Raw genomic sequence first — 23,265 nt, forward strand, 5'->3', positions numbered from 1 at the left:
GAATGCAGGATCACGGTGACGATGTTTGGTTCCGCAATATCCGCGTGAAAGTTTTGGACTGATCGCGTAAATAATTCAAAGAGAGGCTGTGTTGAAAGTAAAATCAACTGGCGTTTAGTTCTGAATGACAGAATGATATGCCCGACGAACTTCTGACACAGCCTTTTCATTTTAATACTTGAACCCCTTTATCTACAAACATGAAACTCCAAATAAATTTATGTGCGTTGGCTCTTCTTTTAATGATTCCGTTTACAGCCATGGCACAGTCTAAAACAAAAGCGAAAGCAAAAGCTAAAAAAGAAGTAGCGATTCAACTCTATTCTGTCAGAGATATATTGAATAAGGTAGACAATAAGGATGGTAAATGTGACGCCGCTTATATTACTCTTCTGAAGAACTTGGCGAAAATGGGATATACCAGTGTGGAAGCCGCCAATTATAATAATGGAAAGTTTTACGACAGAACTCCCGGTCAATTTAAAAAAGATGTTGAATCTGCCGGACTGAAGGTTTTATCCTCACATTGCACAAGAGGATTGTCGAAAGAAGAATTAGCTTCCGGTGATTTTTCAAGTTCACTTCAATGGTGGGACCAGTGTATTGCTGATCATAAAGCTGCCGGTATGAGTTACATTGTAGCTCCTTGGATGGATGTGCCTAAAACACTTAAGGAGTTGGATACATATTGTGCTTATTACAATGAAATAGGCAAACGTTGCAAACAGCAGGGGATGTCGTTCGGATACCATAATCATGCTCATGAATTTCAGAAGGTAGAAGATAAAGTGATGTATGATTACATGATTGAGCATACCAATCCTGAATATGTTTTCTTCCAGATGGATGTTTATTGGGTAGTTCGCGGGCAAAACAGTCCGGTCGATTATTTTAATAAATACCCCGGTCGTTTTAAAATGTTCCATATCAAAGATCACAGAGAAATCGGACAGAGCGGAATGGTTGGTTTCGACGCTATTTTCAAGAATGCAAAGACGGCTGGTGTGAAGCATCTTGTTGCAGAGATAGAAAGCTACAGCATGCCTGTGGAGAAAAGTGTCGAGGTAAGTCTGGATTATTTGCTGGATGCTCCCTTTGTGAAAAGCTCATACGCTAAATAAGGATTGATCTTCGGAATCTCCAGCAATAGCTTTGTTGCTTGAGATAAGGCATAAAAAAAAGTCTGTGCATGCTTTAGCATGTCAGACTTTCAATTCTCTCTAGGCTGTTCTGAATTATTCAGCTACAGCTTCAGTTGCAGTGCTATCTGCATTCAAAGAGTCAGCTGCCTGAGCTGCTGCTTGTTCTGCTTCAGCTGCTGCTGCTTCTACAGCTGCAATTGAGTCAGCGATGCGGATAGAATCTTGTTGAGCTTTTGCTGCGTCAGCTGCTTTGTTACCACAAGATGCGAATGATACTGCTACGATAGCTACGGCCATCAAAACTAATTTTTTCATTTTCTTTGCTTTTTAAAAACGTAATACAATCAATTGCTTTATTAAAACGCTGCAAAGTTATGTACTTTTTCAATACGTTGTTCTCGAAAAGCCAACTATTTTTATATTTTTTTTTAGAAGCTTGTTATATTACGCCTTTATTCCATGTTTTAAAACATACTAATCGACAGCTATACTGTTATATAGATACCTTTTGATGCTTCTTTTCGGGGTCTTCTCAAATTCCGTGGGATAAAGCTGAATCTTGCTTACTTTCTCATAAGCAGCTACATTATTATTTAAGTTTTTCAGATTCTCATCCATAATGGTTTTCAGGTTATCCGGGTTGTTCAGTCCGAGGGAGTCCAATGCTTCGTAATCTGCATAAACCAGTGCTACCAGCTTCTTGTTACGTTCGATAACGAGGCTTTCAAGGATAAATGGCAGGTTGTTGAGTTTGGCTTCCAGTTCTTCGGGGAAGATATTCTGTCCGCTCGAACTCAGGATCATGCTCTTAAGTCGTCCGCGGATGAAGATATTTCCGCTGGCATCCATCGTGCCGAGGTCACCGGTGCGCAGCCATCCGTCTTCGGTGAATACTTCCTGTGTGGCTTCCGGATTCTTGTAATACCCTACCATCACGTTTTCACCGCGTACTTGAATTTCTCCGGTTTCCGCTTCCGGGTTTTCCTTGTAAATGCGTGCCTCCATAATATCCAGTACTTTGCCTGAAGATCCCAATACAAATTCATTCCAGGGGGCATAGCTGATCAGCGGTCCGCATTCAGTCATACCATAACCGATGGTGAAAGGGAATTTTATTTTGTAGAAAAACTCTTCCACTTCCTGATTCATGGCAGCGCCTCCGATAATGATTTCCTTGAAACGACCGCCCAGGGCATCTATCAGTTTTTTGCGTATCTGATTGTAAATCTGGGTGTCGAGCAAAGGAATATTTAGTGCCCACTTCATACCTTTTTTATTTATGAGTGGCTGGATGACATTCTTATATATTTTCTCGATCACCAGCGGAACTGTGATGATCAGGTTCGGCTTGACTTCTTCAAAAGCCTTCATGATAATTTTGGGAGAAGGCGTTTTACCGAGCAGGGTGACATGAGTTCCGACGGCGGTTGCGGTCAGGAAGTCGAAGGCACAACCGTAGGCATGTGCCAACGGCAGAAAAGAAAGTACTTTATCTCCCTTTTTAAGTAACTCGGTGCGGATGCCGAAAGTGACATTGCCGGCAAGATTGTTGCCTGTCAGCATTACACCTTTACTAAAACCGGTGGTTCCCGATGTGTAGTTCAGCAGCATAACCTTGTCATTGGACAACGTCGTGTATTGGACGTCTTCGCGCGTGAATCCTTTCGGATATGCAGCGTGCATTTCATCGTTGAGGTGTACCAGAAACTTCTGGATGGTTTCTCCATCCCGCTGATAAAGACAGCGGAAGTCGGTGAGCGAAAAGACTCCGCGCAGTCCGGTCAGCTTTTCTTCTTCCAGGTTTTCCCAGATATTGTCGCTGGTAAACAGGAAGACGGATTCGGAATGATTGACGATGTGGTGCACATCGTTGGGCGTAAAGTCCTGTAGAATAGGGACGATGATGGCTCCGTAGGTGATGGTTGCCATATAGGCGATACACCAATGGGCATTGTTTTTGCCGATAACGGCTATTTTATCTCCTCTTCGCAGGCTGCAATATTTGAAAAGCAGGTGTATGCGGGCGATTTCTTCGGCTACCTGGCCATAAGTATAATGAACGGATTCACCATAATCGGTATAGCAAGGTAAATCCCAATTTTCCCGAAAACTATTTTCGTATAGTTTAATGAAATTCTCTTTAATCATTGCACGTTTTTTAGTGAATTGTGCAAAAATAGGAATAAACTTTCGTATCCTAAAGTGTTTTACTAATAATAATGTGTAACTTTGCAGGAAATATGCGTTATAACAGATTATGATAGATACCACTGTATTTCAAAATAAGACAGCCGTTTATTATACGTTAGGCTGCAAATTGAACTTTTCAGAGACTTCAACTATCGGAAAAATCCTGCGGGAGGCAGGAGTCCGGACTGCACGTAAAGGGGAAAAAGCAGATATCTGTGTGGTAAATACCTGTTCGGTGACGGAGATGGCAGATAAGAAATGCCGTCAGGCTATTCACCGTTTGGTAAAGCAGCATCCCGGAGCTTTTGTGGTAGTGACCGGCTGCTATGCACAGTTGAAACCCGGTGACGTGGCAAAGATAAAAGGAGTAGATGTAGTGCTGGGTGCCGAGCAAAAAGGAGACTTGCTTCAGTATTTGGGTGACCTTCATAAGCATGAAGAGGGAGAGGCATTTACTACTACCACCAAAGATATCCGTTCGTTTTCACCTTCGTGTTCACGTGGCGACCGTACCCGTTTCTTCCTGAAAGTACAAGACGGATGCGATTATTTCTGTTCCTATTGCACCATTCCTTTTGCCCGTGGACGCAGTCGTAACGGTACCATTGCCTCTATGGTGGAGCAGGCGGAACAGGCTGCTGCCGAAGGTGGAAAAGAAATAGTGCTGACTGGAGTGAATATCGGAGACTTCGGTAAGACTTCCGGCGAAACTTTTTTTGATCTGGTGAAAGCACTGGATCAGGTGGAAGGCATTGAACGCTACCGTATTTCCTCCATCGAACCTAATTTGCTGACCGATGAAATCATCGAGTTTGTTTCCCGTTCCCGTAGATTTATGCCCCATTTCCATATTCCCTTGCAGTCAGGTTGCGATGAAGTGCTGAAGTTGATGCGCCGTCGTTATGATACAGCCCTCTTCGCTTCTAAAATAAAGAAAATCAAGGAAGTGATGCCCGATGCTTTTATCGGGGTCGATGTAATAGTAGGTACGCGCGGAGAGACGGAAGCGTATTTTGAACAGGCTTATCAGTTCATTTCCGGATTGGATGTGACACAGTTGCATGTGTTCAGTTACTCCGAACGTCCGGGAACACAGGCTTTGAAGATAGATTATGTAGTTTCGCCGGAAGAAAAACATCAGCGTAGCCAGCGGCTACTGGCGCTTTCGGATGAAAAGACGCAGGCTTTTTATGCCCGTCATATCGGGCAGACCATGGAGGTATTGATGGAAAAATCGAAAGCGGGTACCCCCATGCACGGGTTTACCGCCAACTATATCCGGGTGGAAGTAGAGAATGATGAATCATTGGATAATCAGATGATTAACGTTCGGCTGGGAGAATTTAATGAAGAGATGACAGCTCTTAAAGGCACAATTCTGATGAATGATGAAGTCTAGATTTATTTATTGGCTGGTATATAGCGGGATGTGGCTGTTTTCGGCGCTTCCCTTCCGTATGTTGTACATACTTTCGGATTTTAACTACCTGTTGATGTATCGTGTAGGAAGGTATCGGCGGAAAGTAGTGCGGGAGAATCTGAAGAAGTCTTTTCCCGAGAAAAGCAAGGAGAAAAGATTGCAGATAGAACGTCGTTTCTACCGTTACCTTTCGGACTATATGCTCGAAGACTTGAAAATGCTCCACATGTCACCCGAGGACCTTTATCAGCGGATGACCTATAAGAATACGGAACAATATCTGGAACTGACCGAGAAATACGGCGGAATCATTGTGATGATTCCTCATTATGCCAACTATGAATGGCTGATCGGGATGGGAGCGATCATGAAGCCGGGAGATGTACCGGTACAGGTCTATAAACCTTTGAAAGATAAGTATCTGAACGAGTTATTCCAACGTATCCGTTCCCGTTTCGGAGGATATAACATTCCGAAACATTCGACGGCACGAGAAATTATCAAGTTGAAGCGCGAAGGCAAAAAGATGGTAGTCGGCTTGATTACGGATCAGTGGCCCAGCGGGAATGAAAAATACTGGACGACCTTTCTGGGTCAGGAAACCGCTTTTCTGAATGGGGCGGAGCGTATCGCGAAGATGATGAACTTCCCTGTGTTCTATTGTGACCTGACAAAACCCGGCAGGGGATATTGCATAGCTGAATTTAAGTTGATGACAGAAAAGCCGAAGGAAACAAGCGAAGGAGAAATCACGGAAATGTTTGCCAATTACCTGGAACAGACGATTCGCAGGGAGCCGGCTTATTGGCTGTGGTCACATAAACGTTGGAAAGCTTCTAAAGCTGAATGTGAAAGGGGGTGATGATGAAAGTATCGGTAGTTATTCTGAATTGGAACGGGTGCGATATGCTTCGTACTTTTCTTCCGTCTGTGGTCCGCTGTTCGAAGAGCGGACAAGTAGAAGTCTGTGTAGCCGACAATGGCTCTACGGATGCTTCTGTGGAGATGCTCCGGGAAGAATTTCCTTGTGTCAGAATCATTGTGCTCGATCAGAATCATGGCTTTGCGGATGGATATAATCTGGCTTTGCAGCAGGTCGAAGCGGAATATGTGGTACTTCTGAACTCCGATGTTGAAGTGACGGAACATTGGCTCGAACCGATGATCTCCTATTTGGATGCTCATCCGGAGGTAGCCGCCTGTCAGCCGAAGATCCGAAGCCAGCGGCAAAAAGAGTATTTTGAATATGCCGGAGCAGCCGGAGGATTTATTGATAAGTACGGCTATCCCTTCTGTCGCGGGCGCGTGATGGAAGTTGTTGAGAAAGACGAGGGGCAGTATGACACAATCCTTCCGGTTTTCTGGGCGACGGGGGCCGCCCTGTTTATCCGCCTTGCAGATTATCGTGAAGCAGGAGGACTGGACGGACGTTTCTTTGCTCACATGGAAGAGATTGATTTATGCTGGCGGTTGCGTTCCCGTGGTCGGAAAATAGTTTGCATTCCTCAGAGTACGGTCTATCATGTCGGCGGGGCAACTCTTAAAAAGGAGAATCCCCGTAAGACTTTTCTGAATTTTCGTAATAATCTTGTCATGCTCTATAAGAATCTTCCGGATGAAGAGTTAAATAAAGTGATGCGTATCCGGGCTTGTCTCGATTATGTGGCAGCATTCACATTTCTGCTGAAGGGACAGTTGGACAACGCCCGTGCGGTGATGCGCGCCCGGAAAGAGTATAGGCAGATTTGTCCTTCATTTTCTTCTTCCCGTAAAGATAACTTGCGAAAAACTTCTTTGAATCCAATCCCTGAACGGATAAAAAGTAGTATCTTGTGGCAGTTTTATGTGGGAGGGTGCAAAAGATTCTCTCAATTGTCGGATTTAAAAGGATAACAAAATGGAATCAAAAGTAAGAAGAGGCATCGGGCTGGTAGCGCATGATGCTATGAAAAAAGACCTTATCGAATGGGTACTGTGGAACTCGGAACTGTTGATGGGAAATAAATTCTACTGTACAGGTACGACGGGTACTCTGATTCTGGAAGCACTGAAGGAGAAGCATCCTGAAGTGGAATGGGATTTTACTATTCTGAAATCGGGTCCTTTGGGCGGTGACCAGCAGATGGGATCGCGTATTGTGGACGGTCAGATTGATTATCTTTTCTTTTTCACTGACCCTATGACACTGCAGCCGCATGATACGGATGTAAAAGCGTTAACCCGTCTGGCAGGTGTTGAAAATATAGTTTTCTGCTGTAATCGTTCTACTGCGGATCATATCATTTCCAGCCCTCTGTTTATGGACCCCGATTATGAACGTATTCATCCGGACTATTCCGGCTATACGAAGAGGTTCGAAAATAAATCCGTGGTAACGGAGGCGGTAGAATCGGTGAATAAAAGAAAAAGAAAAAAGAGATAGGTCGCTTGTAGACTGAAATCATACTTATAGTGCAAGGCTGCTTCATTGTTTTGAGGCAGCCTTCTTGTATATGGACCTGATCTTCTGGAAAGTAAGCGCAGCTCGGGACTTGCTGTCCTTTAATAAAGTGTGTCCTTCCGATCGCTATTATCGTAGATGAGAATCCCCCTATATAGGAGGGCAGAGAAGGTCGCTGATGCCTTGCTCGTGCCACGCCTTTGGCACAATTGTGCCATCGCGGTGTCACAACTGTGCCAAGCGCTTGGCACAACCGTTCCCTATGGGTTGGCACAACCATTCCCATAGGTTGTCACAGTTGTTCTATCAAGTTGGCACAATCGTTCCGCCAGATTGACACAGGCGGTTCAATTATAGGTAATCGTGATTATCTGCTGCAATGCAGTTCTACACCGGCTGAGTCTATATCTGCCCCCATCGGTGGATTCCGTTTGGAAAGGCGAAGTTCTATTTCTTCGATAGCAGGAAATTCTGTGAGCAGTCTTTGGGCTATTCGTCCGCATACATGTTCCAGCAATTTGGAGGAGACGGACATTTCCGCTTTCACAGCTTCGTGTATGTCGGCATAGCTGACTGTATCCGATACATTGTCTGTTTGGATAGCCTGGCTGATATCTACCTTCAATCTCAGATTGATAAGATATTCATTTCCAATGATATTCTCTTGTGGCGCTACTCCATGATAGGCGAAGCAGCAGATGTCTTTCAGCAAAATATAGCTGTTGTTTATCTTCATGTCTTTTTATTTTATAAAAAAGTAAAGGTATGGCTTTATCTGTGAGAATCTAGTCATCAACCATGTTAGGTGAATGCGGGTTTTAGTCCCATGGCAGACGTCGTGCGATGTCTATGACATGGGGAACCTCTTTATTCAAAGGTTCGCCGTTCAGTACCGTTTCATATTTCTTTAAATAGGCTTCTGCCATTACGCTTGAATTGAATAAATCTCTGGCATATTCGTGGCAGACTTTCGGAGAATACTGTGCTGACTGTATATGTTCCGCCATTTCCTGTCTGTGAGTAGTGAGAAAACCTACTTCCGGTGGAACAAGTTCGGGCAGTGCCCCGTAGGGAGTGCCGAAGACGGGAGCTCCGAAATAGAGAGATTCTGTTATAGCCAGGCCGAAAGGTTCGTGCCATGTGACGGGGAAGATCAGTCCTTTCGATTGTTCAATAAATCCTTTTTTCTTCGAATCGTCTACCATTCCATGAAAGTGAATTCGTGGATTCCACGTAAAGCGGAAGCCCATTTTGAGGTTAAGGCGATAACCGCCTAAAACGTCCAGCTGTGCATTTTTTATACTTTCGACGACGGCGATGGCTCCTTTCATGTTTTTGACCTTCCAGGCTGCTTTGCCCAGAAAGTGATAGTTCTTTCTGGAGAGGGTGAGATTGGCGGGGCCATAATCGTCCCAGTCCAGTCCGTTGTATACGAATGATTCACTTCCAAGTCTTTGCGCATGGTTGCGTGAGACAAAAACAATGTTCCGGTCTGCATTGGCAGGGATTCCATTGCCGTGGATGGTCAGTAGGTGTGGCTTGGTAATTCCATCGGGAACGGGAATGTTGAAATGCACGAGGTCCGTATCTGCGGGGATTTGGGCATTTAAGTTTCCGGCAGGATCGAGTTCTATTACTTTTGCAAAAGGACAATAAGAGCCTTTTCCTGCGATGAAGGTAACTTTGTGTCCGCGTTTATCCAGTTCCTTGCCCAGATACCACATTACTCTTTGAGTTCCGCCGTATTTTATTGATGGAATCTTATCTCCTAAGACAATTGTAATATTCATTTGTTTTTGATCTATAGTTCTTTGGAGCAAAAGTAGTAATTTATTTGATAATTGAACTTAGAGTTAATAAAACTTTGGCTTGTACTATGTTTTATTATTTGACTTTTAATAAATCCTTCTGTGCTACCAGCTGTGGAATAATCTTAAGCAGGATAGGGGTAAAGAGAACACAAATGGCGAGTGTCAGCAGGAGCAGTACGCTTGCTTCTGCCCAGCCATTATGGATATAGTGCGAAACCACCGGGCTTACAAAATGTATAATCGGACCATGAATGCTGAGCGTGATTATGGAGTATCGTCCCAGATAAGAAACGATGCTCATTCTTTTTATTTTCTTACAGATCAGCATAATCATAAAGATTCCGGCAAAGGCAGCGGTGTATACCTGAAATATGTTTCCGGGGTAATTGTTGGTTCGCATTCCCGGTGTGGTAGCGGTGAAGTACATCACGACCAATGCCAGCAGAACAAACACAGGGATCGTCTTGTCGAACCGATGGCTGGGAAACAGGAAGAAATTATACCGGCGAATCCAGAAACCTGCCGCATAGAAGGGGAGGGCAGTCATCGCAACATCTATATATAGAGGAAGTTCTATGTGCAGTTTGCCTAAAAAGAATCCCGTACATCCGGTCAGTATAGTCGCTGCAAACATAAGGGGTAAATGCCTTTCACGCAGATAGTGAATCAGATAGAACAGGATATTGCAATTGAACAGAGCCAGCAAAAACCAGATGGGGGGATTGAACTTGATAAGGTCGTGTCCGTGAAAGACAAACAGTAATTCTTTCCACGATACGGGTAGGTGGAAAGTCCCCGGTGCGATTTTCCAGACAATATATTTTAGCAGGAAGGCGCTGACATAAAAGAAGATAAAGGGAATGATTAACTTATTTATCTTTCTGACAGTGAAACCGGATAATCCCTCGTAAGGCTTGAAGAAAATTCCTGAGATAAAGAAGTAGAGAGGCATACGGAAGCAGGATAACATAGAATGCTTGTCAAGCTGGTCGAAAGCGCCTCCGATATGCGCCATCACTACCAGAATAATGCAGACTCCCTTGGTTAAGTCTACAAAATCCATACGCTGATTCTGATTATCTGTCATTTATCTTGCTTTGCGTTTCTGCGCTGCAAAGATACTTGAATAATTGGAAAAAGAGGAATGAAGGGAAATAAACAATCGTCTTATGGAAGAGAAAGGGATGTGGCAAAATGCTCATCTGATTTTTTTCAGGCACGGACGACACGGATAGACACGGTTTTAAGAGATAGACTATCAAAACCGTGTTCATCCGCGTCATCCGCGCCTGAAAATATCATCATCATGAATCGTTGATTCTGTTTTTTGATTCTTTCTACAGACAGTGGAACTTCTCTCTTTATTTCTTAGGAGCCCTTCCGGTGTATTTTATCAACTCTCGTATCTTATCATTGAGTCCTTTTGCTTTCATCAACTGCTCCAAAGTAAGATGCATCCGGTAACGCCAATAATTGCGCGGATTGGATGGTACATTAATCCGTTCTTCCTGGACATTCGGATTTCTCCATTTACCGTCAATACTCAACCAGTCTTGCAGTGACAAAATACAAAGAATGGAATTGCTTTTCAGATGATTGCGTACTATCTCTTCGCACAATTCGGGAGTGGCAACTGTCGGTGCAGTTCCGTAATGTCCAAGCATCGTGTTATAATAACGCTGTGTCTGCAAATAATCTTCTTCCCACCAGCCGCGCAAAGTTGACATGTCATGAGTGGAGATAGTGCAGACAGACCGATATGGATATTCATTTAAATATCCGAACTCGTGCATCGGATTCTTAGGCATCCGCTGAATCTCCAGACTGAGGATACGAAGGTCATTCATGACGGATGGAACGCAGTCCGGAATCATTCCTAAATCTTCTCCGCAAACCAGCATGCGTGTCGATTGTGTCAGTTGTGGCAACTTCTTCATAGCCTGCTGGCGCCAGAATTCATTGTGGCGATGGTAATAATACTGATCGTATAACTTGTTAAATGCATTCTGTTCCTGCTCACTAAGTGAACGGAAAATAAAGTCGCGTTGTATTCCGATGCGGGGATGATATTTATCTTTTTCCTTTGTATCCGGCACGAACAGGACATCACTGATCAATGTATACAGCCCATCCCGAATCCAGATACTGTTTTCATCATTCTTTCCTGCAAAGAAGCTTTCCACCTTCCGTTGAGTTTCGAATTCCGGTTTCATGTGATAGACACCGGATGTCTCGGAAGGACTGAGAAATGTTTGTTTCACATAATCGGTATGCGGGCCGAATATCTGTCCGAGAAAGGATTCATGAATATAGGGCATCAGATATTCCTCCCGGAAGGGAAGGCCGTAACTTTCGATTTCTTCCTTACTCATAGGGATGGAGGGAACGAACTGTCCCAGCAATCCATGCACGGCATGCATCGGGATTTCCCAAATACGGAAGAAACCAAGAATATGGTCAATCCGGTATGCATCGAAGTATTCCGCCATTTTCTGAAAACGCTTCATCCACCAACGATAACCATCCTTTTCCATAACGTCCCAGTTGTAGGTAGGAAATCCCCAATTTTGTCCGTTTACAGAGAAGTCGTCGGGAGGGGCGCCCGCTTGTCCGTTGAGGTTGAAGTAATGCGGTTCTGTCCATGCTTCCACACTATTGCGGCTGATACCGATCGGAATATCTCCTTTGAGTGCGACACCGTGTTCGCGGGCATATTTCGTAGCGGCTACCAGTTGCAGGTGCAGATGAAACTGAATATAAAAATAGAGTGCGATATGCGGATAATCTACAGATTCCGGCTGACACATCTTCTCTATATCTTGAGCATTATAAACAGCATGTCTGGGCCATTCGCGGAAATTAGGCGTCTGGAAGGCGTCGCGCAAATAACTGAAAACCGCATAAGGCTGTAGCCATTCCTTGTTGGCTTCAAAGAATTCTCCAAACTCTTTGGAAGCCAATACTTTTTTTCCTTCCTGCTTGAAGATCAGGCGGAAGTACTCCCATTTGGTTTGATTGACAGCTTCATAATCAATCGCCGGCAGACTGTTAAGTTCTTTCTGTCTTTGATTGAACTTGGCTGAGGCTGCCTTATCTTTTAATGTCCCCATCTGCTTTATATCCGCATACATCGGATGGAAAGCATAAATGGAAATACTGTTGTAAGGATAAGAATCGGTCCATGCATGAGTCATGGTAGTATCATTGATCGGTAATATCTGTATTACCTTTTGTTGGGTACTTACGGCCCAGTCAATCATACGTTTCAAGTCTCCGAAGTCTCCTACTCCGAAACTTTTCTCTGACTTCAGTGAAAAAACAGGAATCGCTATACCGGCTCCCTTCCAGACTGGAACATCGAAATAAGCATATCGGTCGGAGATGACCAATGTCTCATTTGTTTTTAACTCCGGGTCGGCAAGATAACGGTTGGGATTGTTTTCCCAGCAGTCCGCTTTCTTTTCTTCTTTATGATAGAGTATGAACTTGTATTCCAGCGGGAATTTCAGCTTACTTGCATCCAGTTCGATCTGCCATTCCGGAAAGTTTGCGTCGCTCATAGGGATAGCTTTGTCCGGGTCCCAGTTTCCTAATGCTTTCTGGTTTCCGCAGATAGCCAGGCAGTAGTCTTTGTTGATGCGTGGGGCGTATGCCTTGATCACCAGCCCTTTTTTATGGCAGGGAGGAACCTCCGCTCTGTCGGGATGAGCCAGTAAGGCTTCCGTAAAGGCGGAACTGTAGAAGTAGACTTGCTCGGGGATATTTTTCCAGCAGTCTTTGATCTGATACTTCTTTTTAGAGACACCGGATAAAAAGAGGCGTCTTGGAAAACTGTCCCATTCTTTACGGATGATGAGTTGGTTTTGTTCTATCTGGTAGCTGTAATTGATGGTCATTCCTTCTTTGGGAACTTCCAGTTCCACGTCTGCCGTCCAGTATATGCCGTCTGTGGTATGCATGGGGACGGATTCCGGCAGTAGCCCGGCAATCCTGACTTCTTCTCCCCAACTGGTACGATATTCGATATTAAATGATACAGTCATATATATTAGATTTTGATTGGATACTAATGACTATGCAAGTATAAGACATTTTTTTGGATAAAAAATAAAAGGAGCCGTTTTCGGACTCCTTTTAATCTTTTGTTTATATATTAATTAACATACGACCGATGTTAACCGCATCTGGAAGCACCACAAGTGGTACAGATCAGACAGCCTTCCTGATAGACCAAAGTTTCATTGCCGCAATTCGGACATTTCTTCCCTTTGGCTTCCGTTCCGTCCTGGATATATTTCTTCAATGCACGTTCTACACCGTTTTTCCAAGTATTGATACTTTCACTGTTCAGTTGCAGAGAACCTACCAGTTTGATCACCTGTTCAATCGGCATCCGGTAACGGAGTACGCCGGAGATCAGCTTCGCATAGTTCCAGTATTCTTTGTTGAACTTCTCTGACAAGCCTTCGATAGTTGTCTTATATCCGCGTTTGTTTTCGAACTGGAAGTCATAACGCTTGGTTCCGTCTTCGTCTACATTCTTGATGATACGTCCGGTAGTCACGCTCTTCGGCAGCAAGATACCTTCATCGTCATCCTGCAAACCGGTGAATATCTCGTAAGGATGTCCGTCCAGCAGTCCTACGAAGGCCACCCACTTTTCTTTGTTGTTCTGGAAACGGACCACGTCAGCTTCCAGTACTCTTGGGCGTGTCTCCACTACCGTAGGCGGTTTGCAAGGAGGAAGTTCGGCTTTCTTTTCCGATTTGGTTGAAATCAAGACTCCCGAACGTGAACCGTCGCGGTATACCGTACATCCTTTGCAGCCGGATTTCCATGCTTCCACATATAAGCGGTTGACAAGGTCTTCGTCTACATCGTTCGGAAGATTGATGGTTACGCTGATAGAGTGGTCCACCCATTTCTGGATTCTTCCCTGCATCTTCACTTTCATCAACCAGTCTACATCATTGGAAGTAGCTTTATAATAAGGTGACTTGGCTACCAATTCATCAATTTCTTCCTGAGTATAACGTTTGGCGGGATCGTATCCGTTAGCTTCCATCCAAGTCACGAACTTGTGGTGGAATACGATATATTCTTCGAATGCGTCGCCTGTCTCGTCAACAAAGTCAACATGTACATTCGTATCATTCGGATTTACTTTTCTTCTACGCTTGTAAACAGGCAGGAAAACCGGTTCAATACCGGAAGTCGTCTGTGTCATCAGACTGGTTGTTCCTGTAGGAGCAATCGTCAGACAGGCAATATTACGACGACCGTATTTCTTCATTTCTGCATACAGTTCCGGATCAGCTTCGGCCAGACGCTGAATGAACGGGTTGTTCTGTTCGCGTTCGTTGCTGTATATTTCGAAAGCACCACGTTCTTTAGCCATTTCAACAGAAGAACGATAGGCACCGAGAGCAACTGTTTTGTGTACTTTCTCTGAGAATTCGGTCGCTTCTTCCGTTCCGTAACGCAATCCCAAAGCAGCAAGCATATCGCCCTCCGCAGTGATACCTACACCCGTACGACGGCCTTGACCGCTCTTCTTGTAGATTTTCTCCCACAATACACGTTCGGCACGTTTCACTTCTTCGTTTTCAGGATCGGCGTTGATCTTATTCATGATCCGTTCGATCTTCTCCAGTTCAAGGTCGATGATATCGTCCATGATGCGCTGAGCTAAAGCCACGTGTTTGTGGAATAGATCGAAATCGAAATAGGCATCCGGCTTGAACGGATTTACTACATAAGAATACAGGTTGATGGCCAACAGACGGCATGAGTCATAAGGACACAATGGAATCTCGCCGCATGGATTGGTCGATACCGTCTTGTAACCTAGGTCTGCGTAGCAATCGGGCACAGACTCACGGATGATGGTATCCCAGAACAGGACACCGGGCTCTGCTGATTTCCATGCGTTATGCACAATCTTCTTCCATAGCGTGGAAGCATCTATTTCTTTAGTGACAGTCGGATTTTCCGAATCGATCGGATATTGTTGTATATAAGGTTTCCCTTCAACGGCAGCCTGCATGAAAGCATCGTCCAGTTTGACGGAAACATTGGCTCCGGTTACTTTACCTTCCGTCATCTTGGCATCGATGAAAGCTTCCGAATCCGGATGTTTGATAGACACACTCAACATCAATGCACCGCGGCGACCGTCCTGGGCAACTTCGCGGGTAGAGTTGGAAAAACGCTCCATGAACGGAACGAGACCGGTAGAAGTCAGTGCTGAATTTTTAACGGGAGAACCTTTCGGACGGATATGAGATAAGTCGTGACCTACTCCTCCACGTCTTTTCATGAGCTGTACCTGCTCTTCGTCTATTTTGATGATAGCGCCATAAGAGTCTGCTGCGCCGTCTACTCCGATTACGAAGCAGTTGGATAGTGAAGCGACCTGATAGTCATTACCGATACCCGTCATCGGGCTTCCCTGTGGAACGATGTACTTAAAGTGATCCAGCAGATCGTACAGTTCCTTGGCTGTCAATGCATTCGGATACTTTGCTTCGATACGCGCTACTTCATTGGCAATTCTCCAATGCATGTCTTCCGGGGATTTTTCATAGATGTTTCCGAAAGAATCCTTTACTGCATACTTGTTTACCCAAACCCTTGCAGCAAGCTCGTCGCCTTGAAAATATCGTAAAGATTCTTCGAAGGCTTCGTCATAAGAATAAATTTGTTTTTCCACGATCCAATGTGTCTTAGATTTTATTATTTAATAAGTAATGTGTAGAAGTTTACTTATCACTAACAAATGTGGTTGCAAAGCTAAGAATGTTTTTTCATCTATCAAAATAAAAATGAAACATTTTATCAACAGGCTTTAAGTTTTCCGTTTGTTATTGTTAAGTGATTGATTAACAGTTGAATTTGTGTTTTGTTCACGGCTTTAAGTTTTCCAAAAAGAAAATTAGAATCTTTCATTGGATATAGCGAAATAATATTTCTTTTTATATCTTTGCAAAAAAAAGATATGTTTGAGACCGTAAAGAACAGAAGGACAGTCAGGAAATACTTGCAGAAAGATATTGCTCCTGATTTGTTAAATGATTTGCTCGAAACCTCTTTCCGTGCTTCTACGATGGGAGGGATGCAACTTTATAGTGTTATTGTGACCCGTGATGCGGAGATGAAAGAGAGACTTTCTCCCGCTCATTTTAATCAGCCGATGGTAAAAGGAGCGCCTGTCGTGCTCACTTTTTGTGCCGATTTTCGTCGCTTTAGTAGATGGTGTGAGCAGCGAAACGCTGTTCCGGGCTACGATAATTTAATGTCTTTTATGAATGCGTCAATGGATACTTTATTGGTGGCGCAGACTTTCTGTACCTTGGCAGAAGAAGCAGGATTGGGGATTTGCTATCTGGGCACGACTACTTACAATCCGCAAATGATTATCGATACGCTTCAATTGCCTGAACTGGTGTTTCCTATTACGACTATCACAGTAGGTTATCCGGATGGTACTCCGGTACAGGTAGATCGTTTACCTCTGGAAGCTGCCGTGCATCAGGAAGTCTATCATGATTATACTCCCGAGGACATAGACCGCCTGTATGAGTACAAGGAGTCGTTACCGGAAAATAAACAGTTTATAGAAGAAAACAAGAAAGAAACTTTGGCTCAGGTATTTACGGATGTACGTTATACAAAGAAAGATAATGAATTTATGTCTGAGAATTTACTGAAAGTGCTTCGTCAGCAAGGATTCTTATAATAAGTATTAGGTATTAAGTATTAGGTATTATCCATGCAGATTGCTCCGCTTTGCTTTATGCAGCTACGGTTAATACCTGATACTTAATACCTGATACTTGAATTATTTCTTCTTCAGTAGTGATTCTATTTCCTGTACTTCAGCCTGGAAACTCTTGTCTACTTCCAGTTGACCTTTCACGGTTTTGCAGGCATGCAGTACTGTTGCATGGTCTTTGTTGCCAATGAACTTACCGATCTTCGAAGTCGAGAAGTCCGTATAATTTTTAGCCAGATACATGGCGATCTGACGTGCCTGAACCACTTCTCTTTTTCTGGATTTGGTGTGAATAGCCGAAGCTTCCAGGTCAAAGTGTTTGCATACAACTTTCAGAATATCGTCAATGGTTACTGCTTTTGTTTCGTTGTGAACTACGCCGTGTACAATATGTTGGGCTAAATCCAGGTCTATTTCTTTATTGAAAATAGTAGAACGTGCCATAATGGCGATAACGATACCTTCCAGGTCACGTACACTCTCATTTACATTTTCAGCGATATAGTCGATCACTTCCGGTGGGAATTGTAGACCGTCGCGGTGTATTTTGTTCCGCAAAATGTTTTTGCGGAGTTCGACAGTCGGTTTTTCCAGTTCCGCCACCATTCCCCATTTAAAGCGCGTTAACAGACGTTCTTCCATTCCCTGCAATAATACCGGAGCACGGTCAGAAGTCAGTATAAGCTGCTTTCCGTTTTGATGTAAGTGATTGAAGATATGGAAGAATGTATTTTGAGTTTTTGTTACTCCGGCAAATTCCTGAATATCATCAATGATTAATACATCAATCGTTTGGTAGAAGTTGATAAAGTCGTTAGTCGTGTTGTTACGTACAGAGTCTGTATATTGCACTTGAAACAGATGCGCCGAAACATACAGTACTCTTTTATCGGTATATAATTCTTTAATTTTAGTACCGATCGCGTTTGCCAGGTGTGTTTTCCCCACTCCGGATGCTCCGTAGAGGAACAATGGATTGAAGGCAGTACCTGCTGGATTTTGCGCAACCGCTTCTGCTACGCTTCTTGAAAGTTTGTTGCTGTATCCTTCTATAAAGTTCTCGAAATTGTAATTCGGATTCAAGTGCGGGTCTAAATCCTGAACAGCCGGAGCTTTCAGAAAGCTGGGCGCCTTGTTGCCGTTGGTGATACTTTTAGGGGTAACAGCTGTAGAACGATTGCTTGCTTCGAGATTCACGGTTTGATTCGGAATCGAAGTCTTGTCGACCATGACGTTATACATCAACTTGGTGCCTTCGCCAATAGCTTTGTACAATGTCTTTCGTAGCAAATCCACGAATTTCTCTTCCAGTATTTCATAGAAAAACTGGCTCGGGATCTGTACGATCAATGTTTTGTCCTCATATTTTAATGGAACAATCGGAGCAAACCAAGTATTATATGTCGTCTCTGGAACATTGTCTTTAATCACTTCGAGACAGCGGTTCCAAAGTACAACATGATTTGATTCAATCATAGTGACTTTAATGCATTTATTAAATTAAGCGAAACTTCTACGTTTGCAAAATTGGGAATCTTATTTGGAAAAAACAAATTTGCTTTTTCTTGTTTTTTTCGGGCAAACAATAATGTGTTTACTTTCAATGACTTATATGATTGTGTTGGAACACTGTCTGTTTCCCCTCTCTTGCAAAATTATAAGTATCTGTATGTTAGTTGTTTATCGTTTTATTTCAGCTCTTTTATATTTCCCGTACCTGTTTGTACGGGAATATTATTTCGGTCTGTAGATAGACTTTTGCAGAGGTTATACTCCCTTTTATACAACGTCTGCTTATTTAGATAAAATCTATATAAGGAAGATTTTGCTACTTATCTTTCTTTCCGAATAAAGAGAAATGAACGTACCGTTTGGGGTGTGCTTTCAGGTCTTCCAATAAGCTTGCCGCATTCTCTGTAGTAGCGTTCAGATTGTTGTATAAAGCAGGGTCGTTGAAGAGCAGTCCGATCGTGTTATCTTTGCTGTTCAACTTCTCTGTAATCATTTTTACGTTAGCGAGTGTCGCGTCAACTTTTTGGAAAATTGCACTGTAGTCTATTTCCTTCAGGTTTCCGCTGATAGCTACAAAATTATCTCCGATGGTATTGAGCTTGCCGGTCAGCTGAGGAATGTCCTTGCTCATGAGTCCTTTCATCTGCGAGCTGACTACAGCGAGATTGGCCGTAGTCGTTTCGATAGAGTGCAGGGTAGAAGGAATACTCTTGTCGCCTACGATGTTGTTCAGTGAGGTGAGGATGGAGTCCAGTTTGGGCAGCATACTCTCAATTTGCGGCATGAGTTTCGCTACACTTTCCATCATTCCGTTGTTCAGTGTTCCGGGAATGGTGTCTCCTATAGCATATTTTTCACGCGGGTTGTTGGCCAGAAGGATATTCATGCGTACGCCTCCCATCAATTCGGATACAAGCTCTGCGCTACTTCCTTTCGGGATGCGCAGTTCAGTGTCCAGTTCAACTTCTACAATCACATTTCCGGGATTTACATAATCATATTCGATGTCGCGCACAATACCTACACGAACACCATCTGCAAATACAGGGCTCGATTTGGTTAGTCCGTTTACATTTTGAAATTTGGCATAGAAATAACTTGAAGGCTGAAACATATGTATACCTTTCAACCAATTAATTCCATAGACAAGTACGCATAATGCTACGATACCTGCAATTCCTATTCGAACTTCTTTTGTAATGTACTTCATTTTATTTTCTATTTATTTCTTCTTTTCTTAAATTCGGTTATTGCTTCGTTGACATTCATCTTTTCTCCGTTCCGGAAGGCTATGATGAATGCGTCTTTGAATTGTGCCGAGATAGTACGCTTGGTGCGTAATACTTTGTTATAATCGCTGGAAGCGCCATACGTATATTTGTACAGTCCTCCTTCTTTGTAATACTCTGCATCTTTGAGTCCTTTTAGTCGTTTGTCATTTTTCGTAAGAGGTTTCGAAGAGGTGAGTATCTGTATCTTAAACGTTATTTCGCTGTCATTGGTTGCGCTCTCTGAAACAATAGGGCGTTTGGGAGCTGTTTTTGCGGTAGTGGCGGGCGTTTTAGCTTCAGCTATCAGTTCTCTTTGCTTCGGAGTGCTGTCCACTTCTTCGGAATCTTTTTGTGTCTGGGCAATCTCCGGAGCGTTTGTTGATGGTTCTTCGGTTGGGATGATCGTTTTGCTGGCTCCGGTCAGGCGTATTTCCTGCTCCCTTTTGTAGTTTAAGAAAGCGTGATAGATACCTTTGGCCATCGTGTTGGCTCCGGCTTCCGAGTTGAGATAGCGTTCTTCTTCCGGGGTTGAGATAAATCCTAGTTCTACCAGGATACTTGGCATGGCGCTCGCTTTCAGAACCAGAAATCCTGCCTGATGTACTCCCCGGTCTACCCGTCTGCAGGTATGTCGGAACTGTTTTTGCACAAGTGATGCGAGATGTACGCTTTGTTCCATGTATTTATCCTGCATAAACTCGAAGATAATGTAGGATTCTGCCGAATTCGGATTGAAGCCGGCATATCTGGTTTGATAATCGTTTTCGTAAAGGATCACCGAGTTCTCCCGTTTGGCTACTTCCAGATTTGCATCCGATTTGGCCAGACCCAATGTCCATGTAGAAGCACCTTTGGCGGTGCGGTTGTTTGCCAAAGCGTTGGTATGGACAGAGATAAAAAGGTCGGCTTTTGCATTATTGGCTATTTCTGCCCGTCGGTCCAAAGGAATAAAGACATCCCTGCTGCGGGTATACACCACTTTGACGTCATCGCAGTTTCTTTTGATCAGGTTTCCCAGTTTCAGTGCAACGTTAAGATTGATGTTTTTCTCTTTGGAGATTTTTCCTATGGCGCCGGGGTCATGACCTCCATGTCCGGCATCGATAACTACTACGAAATCTTTCCCCCATAAATTGCCGATACATAGGGGAGAAACAAGTAGCCAGAGGCAGATTGATATATATAATATGTAGGTTCTATGCGGTTTCATATTTAAATACGGTGCAAATGTAGTAGAATTTTGCAGAAAACTCATGATTTACAATTAAGTTTTGTGTTTTTTTCGGTTTAATGGTAGCTTTTCTCCCGAAATCTCTGTTACTTTGCACCTCTAAGAAAAAATATACGACGATGCTTAAGTTTTTGAAGAATTGGACGTTGCCTATTGCGATGCTGGTAGGTGCTGTCGGTTATCCGATATTTATCTACTTTTCTTTTCTGACCCCATATCTTATCTTTACGATGTTACTGCTGACTTTTTGTAAGGTATCACCGCATGATTTGAAGCCTAAACCGCTGCACGCATGGTTGTTGCTGATTCAGATCGGGGGTGCTTTCCTTGCTTATCTGTTGCTTTATCGCTTCAATAAGATTGTAGCGGAGGGAGTAATGGTGTGTATTATTTGCCCTACGGCTACGGCTGCTGCAGTGATTACTTCAAAGTTGGGAGGAAGTGCGGCAAGTCTGACTACTTATACATTGTTGGGTAATATCGGTGCTGCTATTGCGGTGCCTGTTCTTTTTCCCCTGATAGAGGTAAATCCGGATGTAAGTTTTTGGGGAGCATTTCTGGTGATTTTGAGTAAGGTGTTTCCGTTGTTGATCTGTCCTTTCCTTGTGGCGTGGTTGTTAAATAAATTTTTTCCTGTAGTGCATCAGAAGTTGCTGGGATATCATGAACTGGCTTTTTATCTGTGGGCTGTTTCTTTGGCTATCGTGACAGCTCAGACATTATTTTCATTATTGAATGATCCGGCGGATGGTTTTACGGAAATAATGATTGCGGTCGGAGCTTTGATCGCTTGTTGCTTGCAGTTCTTTTTAGGGAAAACTATCGGATCGGTTTATAATGACCGTATTAGCGGTGGGCAGGCATTGGGACAGAAGAATACAATTCTTGCGATATGGATGGCGCATACTTATCTGAATCCGTTGTCTTCCGTTGCTCCCGGTTCGTATGTCCTGTGGCAGAACATCATCAATAGTTATCAGTTGTGGAAGAAAAGAAAAAATGAGATGAAATATTAACTATAAGATGTTGATATTTAGTATTTTGTCTTTGTTATGTGTAATTTCCTTTATTTCTCTTGTTTTCTTGTTTAATCTAATAAATGCGTTTATTTTGTTACTATTTTGTTACTCGTATTCGTTGGAGTAACAAAACAAATAGTTATATTTGCATCGGTAACAAAATAAGAACATAATTATGGCGAAGAAAAAACAAGAAGTTAAATTGAAAGAACCCGTAAGGATTAGATTCAAGCAGCTTGCTAATGGTAACCAGTCTATTTATTTGGATTACTATACAGGTGATATTATTAGAAAAGAAAATTATGTTGGCGGTAAACGACAGTATGAATTTTTGAAGTTATACCTTATACCCGAAAAGACAAGAGAGGATAAGGCGAAGAACGAAGCTACGTTGGCTCTTGCAAAAGCCATTCAAAGCAAACGGATAGTAGAGTTGCAAAATGATGCACACGGCTTTCAGAACACTAACAAGTCAAAGGCGAATGTGATTGATTATTTAATGAACATGAGAAGCCAATCTAAAGAACGTGGCAGTTTGAATTACGAAAAGACTATTGGTAATGCCATCCGTGAACTAAAGTTGTTCAGAGGGGATTATATCGCTTTTCGTGATATAGATAAGGACTTCTTAAATAGCTTTGTGGATTTCTTGAAACAAGCGAAGAAAGCAAGTAAGTTTGGTTTGTTAAAAGCTGGAGGCGTATTAAGTAATAATTCCGTTATTGCTTATTATGGAGTGCTGCGTACCGCTATAAATAGAGCCTATAAAGAGGGGATTATTACGGTTAATCCAACGAAAGAGTTTGATTTTGCCAGTAAGGTAAAATCGGAAGTCAGCCGCAGGGAGTATTTGACAATAGAGGAGTTGAAGCGGCTTATCGGGACAGAGTGCAAGTATGAGATAATGAAACAAGCTTTTCTTTTCAGTTGTTTGTGTGGGTTGCGTGTAAGCGATATAAGAAAATTGAAGTGGAGCGATTTGCAGAAAAGCGGTGAAAGAATTAGAATTGAAATAAAGATGCAGAAAACAAAAGAACCGCTTTATCTGCCTATATCCGATGAAGCGTTAAAGTGGTTGCCGCAGCAAAATGAAGCAAAAGGCGATGGTTTGATTTTTCCTTTGACGCATGAGGGAACTATAAATAAAATACTTCAAAAATGGGCGAAAGACGCAGGGGTTATTAAGCATATCTCGTTTCACGTTGCCCGGCATACACATGCTACTATGATGCTTACATTAGGGGCTGATTTGTACACGGTAAGTAAATTGTTGGGACATAAAAATATTGCCACAACTCAAATTTATGCGAAGATTGTCGATAAGAAAAAAGAAGAAGCTATAAGCTTGATACCGAATTTGACAGATTGATTTAAAAAGAAAGTATGGGGATTGTGATATAACCGTACTTTCTTTCTTTTTTTGCCTTTGTTTAGTCGGAAAAATATATCTTTGTT

18 protein-coding genes are annotated in these 23,265 nt (G+C 43.0%); 8 read left to right on the plus strand and 10 right to left on the minus strand.

Annotation, left to right across the window (positions count from 1 at the left end; translation table 11 throughout):
- The first annotated feature begins 200 nt into the window (after positions 1-200).
- Positions 201-1,121, plus strand: coding sequence for a sugar phosphate isomerase/epimerase family protein (locus HMPREF2794_RS17395; protein ID WP_029425709.1), 921 nt, complete (start codon positions 201-203; stop codon positions 1,119-1,121).
- 114 nt (positions 1,122-1,235) lie between these two features.
- On the opposite strand, the gene HMPREF2794_RS17400 is transcribed toward HMPREF2794_RS17395, so the two are convergent.
- Together HMPREF2794_RS17400 and HMPREF2794_RS17405 are read right to left on the minus strand one after the other, a co-directional pair.
- Positions 1,236-1,457 (minus strand): hypothetical protein, encoded by a 222-nt coding sequence (locus HMPREF2794_RS17400; RefSeq protein ID WP_008763944.1) that lies wholly within the window; start codon positions 1,455-1,457, stop codon positions 1,236-1,238.
- Between the two features lie 159 nt (positions 1,458-1,616).
- Positions 1,617-3,290: a long-chain fatty acid--CoA ligase gene (locus HMPREF2794_RS17405; RefSeq protein ID WP_010539390.1), complete on the minus strand. Its 1,674-nt coding sequence runs from the start codon at positions 3,288-3,290 to the stop codon at positions 1,617-1,619.
- A gap of 109 nt (positions 3,291-3,399) precedes the next feature.
- Between HMPREF2794_RS17405 and mtaB the strand changes: the two genes are divergently transcribed.
- From mtaB to HMPREF2794_RS17425, 4 genes are read left to right on the plus strand one after another with little or no spacing between them, the layout of a single operon-like run.
- Positions 3,400-4,731, plus strand: a complete 1,332-nt coding sequence (gene mtaB, locus HMPREF2794_RS17410) for a tRNA (N(6)-L-threonylcarbamoyladenosine(37)-C(2))-methylthiotransferase MtaB (RefSeq protein WP_055271539.1) — start codon at positions 3,400-3,402, stop codon at positions 4,729-4,731.
- Positions 4,721-5,614, plus strand: coding sequence for a lysophospholipid acyltransferase family protein (locus HMPREF2794_RS17415; RefSeq protein WP_055271542.1), 894 nt, complete (start codon positions 4,721-4,723; stop codon positions 5,612-5,614). Before mtaB ends, HMPREF2794_RS17415 begins: the two co-directional genes overlap by 11 nt.
- 2 nt (positions 5,615-5,616) lie before the next feature.
- Positions 5,617-6,645, plus strand: coding sequence for a glycosyltransferase family 2 protein (locus HMPREF2794_RS17420; protein WP_029425707.1), 1,029 nt, complete (start codon positions 5,617-5,619; stop codon positions 6,643-6,645).
- Positions 6,646-6,649: 4 nt separating this feature from the next.
- Positions 6,650-7,174 (plus strand): methylglyoxal synthase, encoded by a 525-nt coding sequence (locus tag HMPREF2794_RS17425; RefSeq protein WP_010539386.1) that lies wholly within the window; start codon positions 6,650-6,652, stop codon positions 7,172-7,174.
- 385 nt (positions 7,175-7,559) lie between these two features.
- Here HMPREF2794_RS17425 and folB read toward each other — a convergent pair whose 3' ends face one another.
- From folB to HMPREF2794_RS17450, 5 genes are all read right to left on the minus strand, one after another.
- Positions 7,560-7,928 carry a dihydroneopterin aldolase gene (folB, locus tag HMPREF2794_RS17430; RefSeq protein ID WP_022302028.1) on the minus strand — a complete coding sequence of 123 codons (369 nt, stop codon included), beginning with the start codon at positions 7,926-7,928 and terminating at the stop codon, positions 7,560-7,562.
- Between the two features lie 82 nt (positions 7,929-8,010).
- On the minus strand, positions 8,011-8,982 hold the full coding sequence (locus tag HMPREF2794_RS17435; RefSeq protein WP_055271534.1) for a glycosyltransferase family 4 protein: 972 nt from the start codon (positions 8,980-8,982) through the stop codon (positions 8,011-8,013).
- Positions 8,983-9,076: 94 nt separating this feature from the next.
- Positions 9,077-10,090, minus strand: coding sequence for an acyltransferase family protein (locus HMPREF2794_RS17440; protein ID WP_010539383.1), 1,014 nt, complete (start codon positions 10,088-10,090; stop codon positions 9,077-9,079).
- A 274-nt stretch (positions 10,091-10,364) separates the two neighbouring features.
- Positions 10,365-13,046, minus strand: coding sequence for a 4-alpha-glucanotransferase (locus HMPREF2794_RS17445; RefSeq protein ID WP_070752060.1), 2,682 nt, complete (start codon positions 13,044-13,046; stop codon positions 10,365-10,367).
- A gap of 131 nt (positions 13,047-13,177) precedes the next feature.
- Entirely contained in the window at positions 13,178-15,715 is a 2,538-nt protein-coding gene (locus HMPREF2794_RS17450) for an adenosylcobalamin-dependent ribonucleoside-diphosphate reductase (protein ID WP_010539381.1), read from the minus strand.
- 285 nt (positions 15,716-16,000) lie between these two features.
- On the opposite strand from HMPREF2794_RS17450, the gene HMPREF2794_RS17455 reads away from it, so the two are divergent.
- On the plus strand, positions 16,001-16,741 hold the full coding sequence (locus tag HMPREF2794_RS17455; RefSeq protein ID WP_070752062.1) for an NADPH-dependent oxidoreductase: 741 nt from the start codon (positions 16,001-16,003) through the stop codon (positions 16,739-16,741).
- 102 nt (positions 16,742-16,843) lie between these two features.
- Here the strand turns inward: HMPREF2794_RS17455 and dnaA are convergent, their stop codons facing one another.
- From dnaA to HMPREF2794_RS17470, 3 genes are all read right to left on the minus strand, one after another.
- Positions 16,844-18,253: a chromosomal replication initiator protein DnaA gene (gene dnaA, locus HMPREF2794_RS17460; RefSeq protein WP_010539379.1), complete on the minus strand. Its 1,410-nt coding sequence runs from the start codon at positions 18,251-18,253 to the stop codon at positions 16,844-16,846.
- Positions 18,254-18,605: 352 nt separating this feature from the next.
- Complete coding sequence (locus tag HMPREF2794_RS17465; RefSeq protein ID WP_055271530.1) at positions 18,606-19,499, minus strand: MlaD family protein; 894 nt, start codon at positions 19,497-19,499, stop codon at positions 18,606-18,608.
- Positions 19,500-19,507: 8 nt separating this feature from the next.
- Entirely contained in the window at positions 19,508-20,770 is a 1,263-nt protein-coding gene (locus HMPREF2794_RS17470; RefSeq protein ID WP_029425706.1) for an N-acetylmuramoyl-L-alanine amidase family protein, read from the minus strand.
- An 80-nt stretch (positions 20,771-20,850) separates the two neighbouring features.
- Here HMPREF2794_RS17470 and HMPREF2794_RS17475 point away from each other — a divergent pair, with 80 nt between their 5' ends.
- Positions 20,851-21,807, plus strand: coding sequence for a bile acid:sodium symporter family protein (locus HMPREF2794_RS17475; RefSeq protein ID WP_168166612.1), 957 nt, complete (start codon positions 20,851-20,853; stop codon positions 21,805-21,807).
- A gap of 178 nt (positions 21,808-21,985) precedes the next feature.
- Positions 21,986-23,179 (plus strand): site-specific integrase, encoded by a 1,194-nt coding sequence (locus HMPREF2794_RS17480; RefSeq protein WP_057259046.1) that lies wholly within the window; start codon positions 21,986-21,988, stop codon positions 23,177-23,179.
- The last annotated feature ends 86 nt before the right edge of the window (positions 23,180-23,265 follow it).

The organism is Bacteroides sp. HMSC067B03, assembly GCF_001811315.1.
Lineage (GTDB): Bacteria > Bacteroidota > Bacteroidia > Bacteroidales > Bacteroidaceae > Bacteroides > Bacteroides faecis.

What these genes read in the sequence shown, in the direction of transcription:
- HMPREF2794_RS17395 (WP_029425709.1), top strand. Translation starts at nt 201, where the DNA reads ATGAAACTCCAAATAAATTTATGTGCGTTGGCTCTTCTTTTAATGATT.
- HMPREF2794_RS17400 (WP_008763944.1), bottom strand. Translation starts at nt 1,457, where the DNA reads ATGAAAAAATTAGTTTTGATGGCCGTAGCTATCGTAGCAGTATCATTC.
- HMPREF2794_RS17405 (WP_010539390.1), bottom strand. Translation starts at nt 3,290, where the DNA reads ATGATTAAAGAGAATTTCATTAAACTATACGAAAATAGTTTTCGGGAA.
- mtaB (WP_055271539.1), top strand. Translation starts at nt 3,400, where the DNA reads ATGATAGATACCACTGTATTTCAAAATAAGACAGCCGTTTATTATACG.
- HMPREF2794_RS17415 (WP_055271542.1), top strand. Translation starts at nt 4,721, where the DNA reads ATGAAGTCTAGATTTATTTATTGGCTGGTATATAGCGGGATGTGGCTG.
- HMPREF2794_RS17420 (WP_029425707.1), top strand. Translation starts at nt 5,617, where the DNA reads ATGAAAGTATCGGTAGTTATTCTGAATTGGAACGGGTGCGATATGCTT.
- HMPREF2794_RS17425 (WP_010539386.1), top strand. Translation starts at nt 6,650, where the DNA reads ATGGAATCAAAAGTAAGAAGAGGCATCGGGCTGGTAGCGCATGATGCT.
- folB (WP_022302028.1), bottom strand. Translation starts at nt 7,928, where the DNA reads ATGAAGATAAACAACAGCTATATTTTGCTGAAAGACATCTGCTGCTTC.
- HMPREF2794_RS17435 (WP_055271534.1), bottom strand. Translation starts at nt 8,982, where the DNA reads ATGAATATTACAATTGTCTTAGGAGATAAGATTCCATCAATAAAATAC.
- HMPREF2794_RS17440 (WP_010539383.1), bottom strand. Translation starts at nt 10,090, where the DNA reads ATGACAGATAATCAGAATCAGCGTATGGATTTTGTAGACTTAACCAAG.
- HMPREF2794_RS17445 (WP_070752060.1), bottom strand. Translation starts at nt 13,046, where the DNA reads ATGACTGTATCATTTAATATCGAATATCGTACCAGTTGGGGAGAAGAA.
- HMPREF2794_RS17455 (WP_070752062.1), top strand. Translation starts at nt 16,001, where the DNA reads ATGTTTGAGACCGTAAAGAACAGAAGGACAGTCAGGAAATACTTGCAG.
- dnaA (WP_010539379.1), bottom strand. Translation starts at nt 18,253, where the DNA reads ATGATTGAATCAAATCATGTTGTACTTTGGAACCGCTGTCTCGAAGTG.
- HMPREF2794_RS17465 (WP_055271530.1), bottom strand. Translation starts at nt 19,499, where the DNA reads ATGAAGTACATTACAAAAGAAGTTCGAATAGGAATTGCAGGTATCGTA.
- HMPREF2794_RS17470 (WP_029425706.1), bottom strand. Translation starts at nt 20,770, where the DNA reads ATGAAACCGCATAGAACCTACATATTATATATATCAATCTGCCTCTGG.
- HMPREF2794_RS17475 (WP_168166612.1), top strand. Translation starts at nt 20,851, where the DNA reads ATGGTAGCTTTTCTCCCGAAATCTCTGTTACTTTGCACCTCTAAGAAA.
- HMPREF2794_RS17480 (WP_057259046.1), top strand. Translation starts at nt 21,986, where the DNA reads ATGGCGAAGAAAAAACAAGAAGTTAAATTGAAAGAACCCGTAAGGATT.